General features: G+C 50.8%; 10 protein-coding genes, 1 tRNA gene and 1 pseudogene. 5 read left to right on the top strand and 7 right to left on the bottom strand.

The features are described from left to right. Window positions 1–21: 21 nt before the first annotated feature. The 3 genes and pseudogenes from cdhC to GKC03_00190 form a co-directional block, all read right to left on the bottom strand. The gene (cdhC, locus tag GKC03_00200; GenBank protein ID NYT10954.1) at window positions 22–2130 is read right to left on the bottom strand and encodes a CO dehydrogenase/CO-methylating acetyl-CoA synthase complex subunit beta; all 2109 of its coding nucleotides are present in this window, start codon (window positions 2128–2130) and stop codon (window positions 22–24) included. Between the two features lie 57 nt (window positions 2131–2187). Continuing rightward, a pseudogene (gene cooS / locus GKC03_00195) lies at window positions 2188–4125 on the bottom strand (anaerobic carbon-monoxide dehydrogenase catalytic subunit). Between the two features lie 525 nt (window positions 4126–4650). Beyond that, complete coding sequence (locus GKC03_00190; protein ID NYT10953.1) at window positions 4651–5583, bottom strand: ACT domain-containing protein; 933 nt, start codon at window positions 5581–5583, stop codon at window positions 4651–4653. Window positions 5584–5734: 151 nt separating this feature from the next. Here GKC03_00190 and GKC03_00185 point away from each other — a divergent pair, with 151 nt between their 5' ends. Together GKC03_00185 and GKC03_00180 are read left to right on the top strand one after the other, a co-directional pair. Continuing rightward, window positions 5735–6742: an ATP-binding cassette domain-containing protein gene (locus tag GKC03_00185; GenBank protein NYT10952.1), complete on the top strand. Its 1008-nt coding sequence runs from the start codon at window positions 5735–5737 to the stop codon at window positions 6740–6742. A gap of 1 nt (window position 6743) precedes the next feature. Continuing rightward, window positions 6744–7574: an ABC transporter permease gene (locus tag GKC03_00180; protein ID NYT10951.1), complete on the top strand. Its 831-nt coding sequence runs from the start codon at window positions 6744–6746 to the stop codon at window positions 7572–7574. A gap of 2 nt (window positions 7575–7576) precedes the next feature. On the opposite strand, the gene GKC03_00175 is transcribed toward GKC03_00180, so the two are convergent. From GKC03_00175 to GKC03_00165, 3 genes are all read right to left on the bottom strand, one after another. Continuing rightward, window positions 7577–8377: an AAA family ATPase gene (locus tag GKC03_00175; protein NYT10950.1), complete on the bottom strand. Its 801-nt coding sequence runs from the start codon at window positions 8375–8377 to the stop codon at window positions 7577–7579. Beyond that, a complete protein-coding gene (locus GKC03_00170; protein NYT10949.1) occupies window positions 8378–8569 on the bottom strand; it encodes a CooT family nickel-binding protein in 192 nt (63 codons plus the stop codon). It abuts the gene before it with no gap. Between the two features lie 78 nt (window positions 8570–8647). Further along, window positions 8648–9085: a hypothetical protein gene (locus tag GKC03_00165; GenBank protein ID NYT10948.1), complete on the bottom strand. Its 438-nt coding sequence runs from the start codon at window positions 9083–9085 to the stop codon at window positions 8648–8650. A gap of 261 nt (window positions 9086–9346) precedes the next feature. On the opposite strand from GKC03_00165, the gene GKC03_00160 reads away from it, so the two are divergent. From GKC03_00160 to GKC03_00150, 3 genes are all read left to right on the top strand, one after another. Next, on the top strand, window positions 9347–10693 hold the full coding sequence (locus GKC03_00160) for a GTPase (GenBank protein NYT10947.1): 1347 nt from the start codon (window positions 9347–9349) through the stop codon (window positions 10691–10693). A 45-nt stretch (window positions 10694–10738) separates the two neighbouring features. Next, window positions 10739–10847, top strand: a tRNA-Leu gene (locus GKC03_00155). A gap of 165 nt (window positions 10848–11012) precedes the next feature. Continuing rightward, window positions 11013–11819: an epoxyqueuosine reductase gene (locus tag GKC03_00150; GenBank protein NYT10946.1), complete on the top strand. Its 807-nt coding sequence runs from the start codon at window positions 11013–11015 to the stop codon at window positions 11817–11819. A 37-nt stretch (window positions 11820–11856) separates the two neighbouring features. On the opposite strand, the gene GKC03_00145 is transcribed toward GKC03_00150, so the two are convergent. Then, window positions 11857–12693 (bottom strand): alpha/beta hydrolase, encoded by an 837-nt coding sequence (locus tag GKC03_00145; GenBank protein ID NYT10945.1) that lies wholly within the window; start codon window positions 12691–12693, stop codon window positions 11857–11859. Between the last annotated feature and the right edge of the window lie 40 nt (window positions 12694–12733).

Genomic DNA, 12733 nt, shown 5'->3' with positions numbered 1-12733 from the left:
CAACTATCCTCCTTAGGATTTTCAGGAGATGAGGGGAAGCATCTGGAGTGCTGGGTGATCTACCTTCATCATCCACTCCATGAGCCCCTCGGCATCCGTACAGATTGTCTCGTCCGCGATCTTGTCTACGAAGTCTGGGGCTCCCAGCTCCTCCGCCCTGGCCTTGAGTTCGTTCAAGAGGGACTCCTTGAGTTCCTTGGGCATCCAGGCTATCCTGAAGAAGCCTCCATCCGCGGGTATGAACTTCTTGCTCGTAATATATTTCCTTCCAACCCCTATGAATCCTGGGGTCTGCTTGCCTCCACCAACAGAACCTGCGAGGGTGGAGAACTTCATTCCGATGGGGGTCATTCCGGGGAACTCCCTATTGACGATTATGACTCCCTGCATATCGGCCGTCATGCCCACTATGCACTCGAAACAACCACAGGAGGTCATGGGCTCTTCCATCATGGTGTAGGCGTTGAACACCGAGAGCTTGTGGTGGGAGAACTCGAACACTGCATCGTTGACCCCCTTCCACTGACCCCTTTCCGCATCGATGACCTCTCCCTTGATGATAGGCTGATTGGGCCCTGTCGGAGTGATCTCATTGCTGGCCTTGGCGTCCATCCAGTTTATGGCTCCGCATAATCCTAACCTCTCAGGGGTCACCACACAGACGTGATCTGGAGCGAAGCTCTGACAAAGCGTGCAAGTGTAGAATATGTCCACCGATTCGTCGACAAGCCCCGCTATCCTGGCATCTCTAGCTTCGAAGGTCTCCAAGGCCTCTGGGAGTCTCTTCTTGAGCTCTTCCTCTTCGGTGATTATGGTCACCTGCACCCTGGAGACGATGTTACCGAAATCCTCCTTGATCTTTGTGATAAGGATATCACCAAAATGCTTGAACCTCAGTCCAGCTGCCACCGAACTCTTGCTCAATCTTATCCAGAGTATATTACGCTGGCCCGTGTGCCAGCAACCCTCTCCGAAATTGATGAACTGATGGATCCTTCTCTCGAGTACTGACTCGAAATCCTCCTGCATCTTCTTTCCGTAGACTTCCACGAAAATGCCTAGCGGAGTAGAGGATCCCTCTTCCATCTCATCGACATCCTTCCCAATCACGGTGATTCGTCCATCCTCCACATCACTTTCTGGGCGGAGCTTGAGCAGCTCGAAAGCCAATGTCTTGGCCGCTCCTCCGGCCTCCACATATGTCTGGGGTCGGCGAACGGTCTCGCCTTCGAAGGCAGGTCCATAGGCTACGGGAATGTCAACAGGGGACAGTTTGACCTTAATGTCTCTGACCTCTATGGCCTTCTGGATGAGCTTCCCATAGTCCTTTTCGACCACGAACTTATCGGGTATCTCCTCGATGTCCTGGTCGGTGATAGTGGGAGAACCATTGAATAGCACCGCGAACTCCGCCGCAACTTTGATGTGGTCCATGGGACCCATCTGGAGCACGAATACCTTTGGCCTCTTTGACAGGTATTTATATAGCCTCTCTCTGTCGCCTCTTTGCACTCCGCCGAAGGATAGTGCCGCCCTAATAGCGAAGTTCAATCCGTGTATGGCCTGAGTGAACTCTCCAACGGGGTAAAGCATTATGTCCAGTCCCATCTGGATATTCTCGTCCCTCAGCTGCCTGATGATGTCGAAGGTCGCGATTATCAGCATTCCCTTGTTTTGACAATCCCTAACTACTTTCACCAGTTCCTTTGGGTCCTCGGCAGTCCCTACCAGCACGGCAGCTCCCGGGATTGTATCATCCACAAAGGCTATTCCCAGCTCCCTGAGAACGCGATCAGGTACGAAGCCGCAATATGGCGTTCCCTCGTAGGGATTGGCAGACTCGATATACTTGAGCGCCTCGACGATCTCGGCAGAGATCATGGTGACCTCACCAGCAATGAGCGCATTCTCGAATGACGGCTCATTCTTCACCTTGCTGCGAACGTCTCCTAGAGCTCCGGGCAGATCCCCCAGGGTGCCAACATCCCTTCCATCCCATGCATATATTGAAGGAAGCTCGTACCCGGTGGCCGGGTATTCGATGACCTGATCGTAACCGTACTTCTCGATGGCCGTGCCAAGCAGTTGGTCTGCATATCCCGCGGCAATGATGGCGCCCTCGATTGCCATCTCGTACAACCTTTCCTGAGATATCTTGGGTCTCGTCTCCCTCACGTAGTGGTTCTCCAAGCCCAGTATCCATCTTCTGTACTCGAGGACGTTGAGCAGCTTCTTCGCTGCTTTCTTGGGGTTCCTCTCGAAGATGAAATACCCTCCGTAGACATCCCTTGCGGTGTTCTCAAGAACCTCGGTGACCAGCGATGAGCCGTAGATGTAATTGATGGTCCCGACATGAACGGGCAATCCCATGGCCACGGCCCATGTACCGATAGCCACAGCCTTCTCGTGGTTAGCCTCAGGAGCGGATGCTGAGAAGGGGATCTCGTGGACGTCCACCCCAAGCCTCTTTGCCAGCTGGGTTGCGAAATTTGCTGCTCTGCTGTTGTCAACGCAGGATCCCATGTGCCAGATTGGGGGAAGGTCCACTCCATTGGCCCCGCCAAGCTCCTTGATGAAGGATTTCAACCCCTCACCAGCGTATCTTTCCGTTGCATCAGAGGACATCAGTCCACGCTTGGCGAATGCCGAGGCCGAACAACCGGTGGCGATCAGCAACACATCGTTCTTGAGAAGCTCCTCAGCGATTGTGATATGGTTAAAGTCATGCTGCACGGTCTGGTTGTTGCATCCTGCCATCAGGCATATGCCTCTGATCGTACCATCTTTAATCTTGCCCACGATGTGCATCAGTGGGTCGTCCTCATCGAATTTCCCGCATAGCTCTTCAATCTGCTCCAGGCTGAATCCGGCAATGACCTCGTTCTTTGTATCCGGTATGCTGACCTGTTTGTGATCCCTTCCCTTGAAGGCTTTAATCGCCTGTCTAATGATGGCCTTTGCGCTGACCTCCGCATCCTCCTCCCGGAACTGGACGTGCGTGTCGTAAGGGAGGCGAACGTTGGACATGGTGGTAACCACGCTGGTGGGCATGCAGGAGCATATTTCCGATAATGATGGCATGATGCACTGATAATCCGCAACGATAAGATCGACGACTCCAGTGGCAAGGACCAGCTCCTGGGAAGCGAAGTTGGAGGCCATGGGGACTCCCTTTCTCATCAAGGTCTCGTTACCAGTGCAGCAGATCCCCACTATGTTGATCCCCTCGGCTCCAGATTTGACTGCCTCATCTTCCATTTCTCTGGCGACGTCCACGAGAACATCGCTGAGAACGGGGTTGTGTCCATGGATGGCTATGTTGATCTTCTTGGCGTCTAAACAACCGAGATTTGCATAGGTCTTCACCAATCTGGGAGTACCGAACAGAATGTCTGAAAGGTCCGTTGAGATTTGCTCGCCTGTCAGGTCGGCTATCGCACACCTTATCCCCCCGAAAAGCACTGGGACGGGATCCGCATCGCAACCCATGGTCGTGCGGTGCATGACGTCGCTGATTGCCTGCTCAATATTCACAGGCATTACCCCCAACCTCTTCCAAAGGTTGATCCTTTCCTCTGTGATAGTTGAAATTGTGTACTTGGTGTACTCATGCTTGTACCGGCCAAAGTCCTCAAGGGCAAGATCCACCACTTTCCATGCCAGATCGTTGATATCCTTACCTTCGGTATCGACTCCCAGCCTCTTGGCAACCTTGATCAGCTTCTCCTCATCCTTGATCTTATAGGCTGGTGCCCTTCCTTCCAGCATCTTGACCACGGTCTCCGCTATGTGCTTTCCGTGACCAGAGTGAGCGGCTGCACCCCCCGCAATCATCCTTATGACATTCCTGGCAACGATGGTGTAATCCCTCGCCCCGCAGATACCTTTATCTGGCTTTCCTCCGAAGGGGTCTATTCTGCAAGGACCCTGCAGGCAGTTGCGGCAACAAATACCAAGCTCCCCAAAACCACACTGAGGGAGCATCTCCTCGAATCTGTCCCATGCCGTCTCTATGGCCTTCTCTTTGGCTATGGCCAATCCGGATTGGGTCGCTTCATCACAGCTCTTCTCCTCGCAGGTTTTACCCACCAAATCCTTCGTTCGAACTTTCTCTTCAGCCTCCATGGGAATACCTCATACACACCAAATATACACTTCACGATCGGAAACATGAGCAAATGGCCCTAAGACACCATCTATAATGGCGAAACACCATGATTGCCTACCGTAAGCTGGATCAATCCAATAAACCCGATCTTCTCGCAAGGGTGCTTCATCAACGGGGGCAGGGGCATCGTCATTCATGGGGATTCGCCTGCAATATGTTTACGTGTGTTAATACTTAACACGTTTAGGACTATCGAGCGAGTAATACTTAAACTCTCTCGTTCTTTGTCGAAGATTGGTAGGTTCCGAAAAAGGTATTCGAATTATTATGCTTGTTCAAGCAACATGAAAATTTAATAGAAACTTCGTATGAATTATACTATGAACTGCCCAATAACTTGAAAGCTGGCCTACCCATAGGGTTTATTTCAACCTGCCAGGCATGACTTTTACATTTTCAGGTGTGCTAATTGACAGAACAGGAATCGTCATTTGACGATAAATAATAATTAACATGGCGAAGTATCGTCTATGAAGTTCATATTAGAAGTCGATCTTTGCGAAGGAGGAGAGTTCATAACTGCCCCTCAGGGAGGAGATGTAGCTCTCTAGGGAAGACTTCAGATCCTCTAGTTCCATGGGGCATCGACTAATGTCAGAGACGACCACTAGCGTCATTCTTTCGTAGTAGACCAGCACCTTGGTATACACCGAAACCAGATTGATATTAAGTCTGGCCAACTCCTCAGTGATCTCATTAATGGCTCCTGGCCTGTCCGGTATAACGAAACCGATCTCGACAAGTTCGGTCTCTGGCTTGAGAAATGTAATTGAAAGTACCCACGAATCCGTATCGCCCACCATCATCAGGGGTTGGTTTTCACGAAGGTCATCGAACATCTCCAGATGGTCTTGAGGTATCTCGTACCACCCGTCCTTTATTCTCGAAGGGGTCTTGGTCAGTTTGCGCACCACCTTCGTTCTTACTGAGGAGCTCGCAGGCGCGACTCCCTTGGTGTACCTGTCAGAAATGCGAGAGGGTTCTATCTCTAAGGCGTCAACCTTCTCGAGTTGAGGAATGCCCTCCACCTTCAATCTTTCGAACTCGGCCTTGAGGTCCTCCTCATCGCCGTAATATGAGAGGTCGACAAGCATCTTCCATACCATGCAGACATCAGAGATCATGCTCAACGATACCGAGTTAAGTATGTCGATGTTCCTTTCTCCAAGGAATCTTGATATGGAGGCACATGCTCCAGGGGCGTCCAGCATGTAGAATGTAGCCTGGCAGATCGTTCGATAGTTCTCTGGTCCGAATGTGGATAATACTATCTCATAACTCTTCGATCCGTTGTAAGAGTACCTGAAAACTGTGCTGAACACCTGGCTTCCATCGACCAGCCCCAGGGGTCCCCCTAGCTTATCGCTGATCTTGACCTTGTTACCCTGAAGTCTACCGAAGTCCCAGAGCCTCATGTTTCAACCTTTTCGCTCAATGGTGTTCTCATCCATAAAGCTTGTGTGTTTTCGTTAAGCATTCATTGGAATTATCTTTTCGCTTATTCCCACTCTGAAAAATCTTATAAGCAAACTCTCCCTTCGCATCACCCCTAAAGGAGATTGTCAAATGGTCGCAATAGTCCAGGTGAAGAATCTTGTGAAGGTCTACAACGGCTCCGTAAGGGCGGTCGATGACATCTCCTTCGAAGTGAATGAGGGCGAGATATTCGGTTTCCTGGGGCCCAACGGGGCGGGCAAGACCACAACAATCTCCATGCTTACGACCTTGATCAAACCAACTTCTGGCAACGCAAAGGTGGTAGGGCATGACATAGTGAAGGAAGCCCACGATGTCCGCAATGTGATCGGTCTTGTACCTCAGGACCTCACCGTTGACGACGATCTCACTGGGAGGGAAAACATGATCCTCCAGGGCGATCTCTATAAGGTTCCCAAAGAGGAACTCATCAAGAGGGTTGAAGGCCTCCTTGACCTGGTGGGTCTTACAGACGCCGAGGATAGAATGGTGAAGACCTACTCTGGTGGGATGAGGAAGAGATTAGAACTTGCAGAAGGATTGGTACATCACCCCAAGGTCCTCTTCCTGGACGAACCTACACTAGGGCTCGATGTCCAGACCCGAGCAGCTATGTGGGAACACATCATGGACCTAAAGAAAAAGCACAACACGACTATCTTCCTCACCACCCACTATCTTGAGGAAGCGGACTCCCTTTGCGACCGGATAGCGATCATCGATCACGGGAAGATCGTGGCCCTGGATTCTCCTAGACAACTCAAGGCAAGTCTGGGTGGTGACGTCATAGAGGTCAGTGTCGAGAGCGAGGTCGATGGCTCCGACTCAATCTCTGGTCTTGAGGGCGTCATCGAGGTCCAATTTTCGGAAGGGAAATACAGGATAAAGGTGACAAGCGGAGAGAACGTGGCTCCCAGCGTACTCAAGATTCTATGGGATCAAGGAGTGGCCGTCAAGTCCGTGAACATTAGCCAGCCCAACCTGGACCAGGTCTTCATGGAGTACACTGGCCGATCCCTAAGAGATGCCATGCAGTCATCAGTACAGGACCGCGGTCAAAGAATGGCCAGAGCTATGCAGTCTCGGAGGAGGCGCTGAGATGCTCAGAGAAACCATGGCCTTGACGGTCAGGGAGCTAAAGCACTGGTATCGGGTCAAGGTACAGGTCTTCATGACGATGATGATGCCTCTGGTATGGTTAGGTCTGTTCGGACAAGCGTTTAGGTTGGAGGAGCTGGCGATGGGGCCGGGCATCCCTCCCGATATGGTCCAGAATCTCTTTGCCGGCGCACCCAACTACTTCTCGTTCATGGCCATAGGCATGCTGTGCGTCATGGTTCTCTTCACCTGCATGTTCAGCGGTATGTCTGTGGTATGGGATAGGAGGTTCGGCTTCCTGACCAAGCTTCAGGTGGCCCCGATCCCGAGGGGTATTATACCAATGTCAAGGGTTCTGTCTTCGGTGACAAGAGCGCTCATTCAGTCGCTAATCATCTTCATAATCGCCTTGGCTTTTGCATTCATACCCGGTTTGGTGGGGCTCGAACTTGGTTCTGGCTTTGGAATCATCGAACTGCTATTGATGGTCGTGATACTGGCTCTGCTCGCATTGGGGTTCGCCGCCATCTTCACCACGATCGCTCTAACCATCGAGAATCAGGAGACTCTGATCGGCGTGATAAATCTACTCAACCTGCCCATCATGTTCGCGTCAGCCGCACTTTTCCCGACCTCGTTCATGCCCGACTGGTTGAGGAGCGTGGCAAATCTGAACCCAATTACTTGGGCTGCGGATGGAATTCGGCAACTGGTGTTTGAGGATCCTCAACCCATCTACGATCTGCCCGTAGATATCCTGGGATTGGTTGTCTTTGCTGGAGCATTTCTCCTACTAGGATGGTTCTTGGCTAGGCGTGTTCTGAACAGGTAGGCTTAATCCTCAAGGGACTCCAATGTCCCTCGCATCTTCGATATCTCCGCGACCACATCCTCTGCTCCTTCGATATCCATGGGGGATATGCCTCTCAGATCAGCCTCCACCAACACAGTGTTGAATGGTATGACTGCTAGTACCTGGATGTCATTGTCCCTGAGTCGCTCCTTCACTATGATTGATGCTTCCTTTGAGTGAACCTTATTGATGACTGCCAGGACATTCTTGATGCCTATCTCCTTGGCAAGACCTTTGATGGTGACCGCGATATCCACTGATCGCATTCCGGGCTCCACCACGATTATCATTACATCCATGTGTTTGGAGCTTCCCCTTCCAAGATGCTCCAGCCCTGCCTCCATATCCATTATGAGATATTGATTCTCCTCCAGGACAAGGTGTTTCAAGAGGCTCTTGAGGAGGGCGCTCTCAGGGCAGAAACAACCCTCACCACCGGTCTTTATGGTTCCTAACACAAGGAGTTGAACCCCGTCCTTGCCCTCGATTGCGAATTTCTCAGCGAGGTCATCCACCTTTGGGTTCATCTTGAACATCCCTCCATATCCAGAGCCTGGCTTTACACCCGTTCTCTCCTCGATCATATCTAGCATCTTGGAGAGAGGAGTGATTTGGGAGCTCACGCTGTTGGGAATGCCAATAGCACTGGCCAGGTTCGATGCTGGATCCGCATCCAGGACCAGAATGTCCTTCCCTTCTCGACCGATGAGTCTCGCCAGGATCCCTGCAACGGTGGTCTTACCCACCCCACCTTTTCCAGATACCGCGATCTTGAGAGCCATCTACACACGCTCGAAAACGAGGCCATGGCTCAGGAGGTTTGCCTCCTTAAAGCGAATGTTCTCCAGAACAATCTGCTCACCGATGATGTTGGTAAGTCTGACCGAGGAACCCTCCATCACTATCCGGGTGACGTCCTGCATCACCTCGGTCACCTCCCCTTCCTCATCGAGGTAGACTGTTGATTCACACATGCACATTAGATTCCTGGCCGTTGTATTTAACAACTGGGATTGTCTTCTTAAAAGAGGTGCATTGAGGGCGAAATAGCTTTAATCATCAATCTTGGCGGTATTCTCGTATTCCGCCACCTTTTTGTAACCATCTCCATAGAACACATATCTCACGGGAACCCTGCGCTTCAGCCCCGTCCAGTAAGGGCATCGGGTGCATTTGTATCCAAGGGTAACCGTCCCTCCGAAAATGGTTTCGTTCCTGATCCGCCGCATTTTAGAACCGCATACTGGACATCTGCTATACCTGCTCTTCTCCTCGCCTTCTCTGCAGTGGATATCTATCTTGGCAGCTCCGCTGTCTATCGCCACCCTCCTGATCCTCTCCTCGCTAGCCGTATAATCTTCATCGATGCTTTTCAGCTCCCTGATAACAAGGCGGGTGAGTTTTCGCTGCGAGCCCACCATCGGGCGCTTTCGAAGGACAGCACTTATCGCATCAGCCAGTACTTCTTCGGAGGGGATGCGGTAGCTCATAGGCATGGGAATAGTCTTCGGGGTAAACAAATCTTCCTGCCGTTTTAGGAAAAAGGTCGACAATATTCCATATTCTGTTCAGTTGCCTAGGTAAGCTTCTCAATAGCTATGATCTCGCCGATAGACACGGATGTCAGTCGTATTCTATGGTCATCCATCCTTAATAGAATATTGTTCTATTCGAGTCCCATGACTGTACCAAAAGAGAAATAGAATACAGTTCAATCTCCAAATCGACATCGAATGAATTGAGGTGAACCTATGGTAAGGATCAAGGTCATCATCATGGGGGCGGCAGGAAGGGACTTTCACAACTTCAACACCTACTTCAGGGACAATGAGATCTATGAGGTTGTGGCCTTCACCGCATCCCAAATACCGAATATTGAGGGCCGATGCTATCCGGCAGAGCTTGCTGGAAGGCTCTATCCAAAGGGAATCCCGATATTTCCAGAGGAGTATCTCCCTGGTCTCATCAGGGAGCATCGTGTTGAGCAGGTCGTTTTCGCATACAGCGACATTTCTCATTTGGAGCTCATGCACAAGGCTTCCTGGATCCTCTGCAGTGGAGCGGATTTCAGGCTGATGGGCAATACAAAGATCGTACTGAAGTCGAGCGTCCCGGTGATATCTGTTTGTGCTGTCAGAACCGGAAGCGGGAAGAGCCAGACCTCCAGGAAGATAAGCGATATCCTGGGAAAACGAGGTCTCAAGGTAGTAGCCGTAAGGCACCCGATGCCATATGGAAATCTGGTGAAGCAGGCAGTTCAGAGGTTTGCAAGCCCTGAAGACCTCGATTATCACGAATGCACCATAGAGGAGAGAGAGGAGTACGAACCGCTCATTGACAAGGGCATCATCGTTTATGCTGGAGTGGACTATGAAAGGATACTCCGGGAAGCGGAGAAGGAGGCTGACATCATCATATGGGATGGTGGGAACAATGACACACCCTTCTATAGATCAGATCTCCACATCGTGGTGGCTGACCCACACAGGCCAGGGCATGAGGTGAATTATCACCCAGGGGAGACCAATCTCAGGATGGCCGATGTGGTCATAATCAACAAGATCCAAACAGCCGACCGGCATAATATCCTGACTGTTTGGAACAACATCGAGAGTTTGAATCCCTCTGCGATCGTCATCGAGGCAGCATCCACCATGTACGTTGATGAACCTGAGCTTATCCGGGGGAAGCGCGTACTCGTTGTAGAGGACGGACCGACCGTCACCCATGGCGAGATGAAGTATGGAGCGGGGACCTTCGCGGCAGAGAACTTCGGTGCGTCAGAGATAATCGACCCTCGTCCCTTCGCGGTCGATTCCATACTCAACGCATTCAGAAAGTATCCTCATATGGAAAAGGTTCTTCCCGCGATGGGCTATGGTAGGGACCAGGTGAAGGATCTGGAGGAAACCATCAACCGGGCCGATTGTGATGTGGTGGTCTCTGGAACACCTATTGACCTCCGCAGGGTGATCGACGTGAACAAGCCCGTTGTCAGGGTGAGGTACGAGCTCAGCGAGATTGGACACCCGAATCTAGAGGATGTACTCTCTTCGAGGCTAGATAAGTTGCTTTCCAAGCGTAGTAGCAGAGAATGATTTCGGAAAAGGTGAAATATCCTGCCTTCAATCATCGCACAAACTGCGGGGGTAGCCAAGCTTGGCCAAAGGCGCAGGACTTAAGAGCGGATCATTTTCCGTCTGAGACATCCTGTCTCATAGGAGTCCGTGGGTTCGAATCCCTCCCCCCGCACCTCCATTAATTCATTTGATAAAATTACATACTTCTTCAATCTAGCTAGTATTTGAGTCAATTCCAACATCATCAATATTGCCAAGGACTTGAGTGTTCTGATCTGTTATTCATGAATCCATAACTCAACAAATATATCATTCACTGTGACATTCTCATATTACAATGGATTCTCATCTCAAGAGCGAAATCAAGGCCAGGTGCGTTAGATTAGATATTCCTATTATGGGTGTCGCCTCGGTCGATCGCTGGGAGGACCCACCATTCTTGCCCTGGATGCCGGAGGAATTCTATCCAGAATCCATCTTACCTGAGGCTCGATCCGTGATCGTTCTAGGATTGCCCATAACGCTTCCGATCCTGGAGACCACTCCATCCATACACTATCACGAGCTCTACAGGACGGTCAACTCCATTCTTGACCAACAGGGTTACCTTCTATCCAACATGTTGAATGAAAGGGGACATCCTTCAATCTGGATACCAAGGGATGGATACGGTAGTCTGGAGGTTCTCAAGCATAATCCTATTGCTTTCTTTTCCCATCGTCATGCTGCACTTCTAGCCGGACTCGGGACTTTCGGTATCAACAACATGTTGCTCACGAAGGAATATGGACCAAGGGTGAGGTTTGTCTCGGTGTTGACCTCGGCAGAGCTTCCCTCTGATCCAATTATGGAGAAGGAACTCTGCATCAGATGCATGAGGTGTGTGGAGTCATGTCCTACCAAAGCTCTCATCGAGGGGTATTATCCTCAAGCTCTCACCATTAAGGATAGATGCACAGCTTGGAGCGACTCCCTTCACAAGAAGTCCACATCACCATGTGGCATTTGCATAAAGGTCTGTCCAATCGGCGAAGATCGAGAGTTTTTCGGAAGATCTGACCCCGCGATATATAAAGATGAGAGAACACCCCCACGGCTCAAGAGTGCATGGGAGCATGTCAGATCGTATGGTGGTCTCGATTAGAAGTTCTAGTCCGATACCTCCAACGCATCCTTTTATCTTAATTTATGAATATATCCCCACTTGCCCTCTCAATGCTTTCAGCTTCCAAGAACTGGGCGATCTGGGAATTGACAAGACCCGGTCTCTCCATGGGAAGCATATGTGTTGTGCCGGGCACGATCGAAAGCTGAGCACAAGGCAACCCCTTGAAGAAATTCACGGAGTGCTCGAGACTTACAATATCAGCGTCACCTGACATGATCAGAGTGGGGACCCGGATCGTCTCCAGTTCCCTCTTTGGGTACCGAGGATGCGAACTCGACATCCCCTTTATCTTCTCAAACACTATGGGAAAGTGCTCCGGCCCATCGGGGGACGTCCACCTGTAGACCTGGCCAATCCTTGGGTCCAGTGATTCTGAGGTGGAGTCTTCAAAACTCCTGGCGAATGCTCGGGTATACCCTCTATAGTGGTAGCTGCCGCTTATACAAACAAATCTGCTCACGCACTTTGAGTAATGACGGGCCATAAGGAGTCCTATCACCCCTCCATCACTCCAGCCAACAATGTGGGCGCGCCTGACACCTAGATGCTCCATGACGCTCTTCATGTCCTCAGCGCCCTGCATGTATGTGAACTTACCCGGAGTGTCGGGAGTCCTTCCGTGACCCCTCCTCTCGACCAGTATGACTTTGAACCGCTCGGAAAGGGGGCCCACCTGGAAAGCAAGCGATTCGATGGTAGCCCATGCACCGTGCATCAGAACGAGCGGCTCGCCGTTACCATGAATCTCGTAGTAGAATCTGACCTTATCGATTTTCGCATAATTGCCCGATCTCCCGAGGATTTGCCCGTCTGGCAAGTTGAGTAGCTTCTCAAAATCATCCAAATTCATCACCGGTATTTCACCCAAGCAAGAATCTTTAATTATATCA

This window comes from Methanomassiliicoccales archaeon (assembly GCA_013415695.1).
Classification (GTDB): Archaea; Thermoplasmatota; Thermoplasmata; order Methanomassiliicoccales; family JAAEEP01; genus JAAEEP01.
This window is presented reverse-complemented; position numbering and strand designations above follow the sequence as displayed.

Bases quoted from the DNA above. Each gene is read 5' to 3' on its own strand.
- cdhC (NYT10954.1), bottom strand. From the start codon at position 2,130: ATGGCAATCGAGGGCGCCATCATTGCCGCGGGATATGCAGACCAACTG.
- GKC03_00190 (NYT10953.1), bottom strand. From the start codon at position 5,583: ATGAGGCTCTGGGACTTCGGTAGACTTCAGGGTAACAAGGTCAAGATC.
- GKC03_00185 (NYT10952.1), top strand. From the start codon at position 5,735: ATGGTCGCAATAGTCCAGGTGAAGAATCTTGTGAAGGTCTACAACGGC.
- GKC03_00180 (NYT10951.1), top strand. From the start codon at position 6,744: ATGCTCAGAGAAACCATGGCCTTGACGGTCAGGGAGCTAAAGCACTGG.
- GKC03_00175 (NYT10950.1), bottom strand. From the start codon at position 8,377: ATGGCTCTCAAGATCGCGGTATCTGGAAAAGGTGGGGTGGGTAAGACC.
- GKC03_00170 (NYT10949.1), bottom strand. From the start codon at position 8,569: ATGTGTGAATCAACAGTCTACCTCGATGAGGAAGGGGAGGTGACCGAG.
- GKC03_00165 (NYT10948.1), bottom strand. From the start codon at position 9,085: ATGAGCTACCGCATCCCCTCCGAAGAAGTACTGGCTGATGCGATAAGT.
- GKC03_00160 (NYT10947.1), top strand. From the start codon at position 9,347: ATGGTAAGGATCAAGGTCATCATCATGGGGGCGGCAGGAAGGGACTTT.
- GKC03_00150 (NYT10946.1), top strand. From the start codon at position 11,013: ATGGATTCTCATCTCAAGAGCGAAATCAAGGCCAGGTGCGTTAGATTA.
- GKC03_00145 (NYT10945.1), bottom strand. From the start codon at position 12,693: ATGAATTTGGATGATTTTGAGAAGCTACTCAACTTGCCAGACGGGCAA.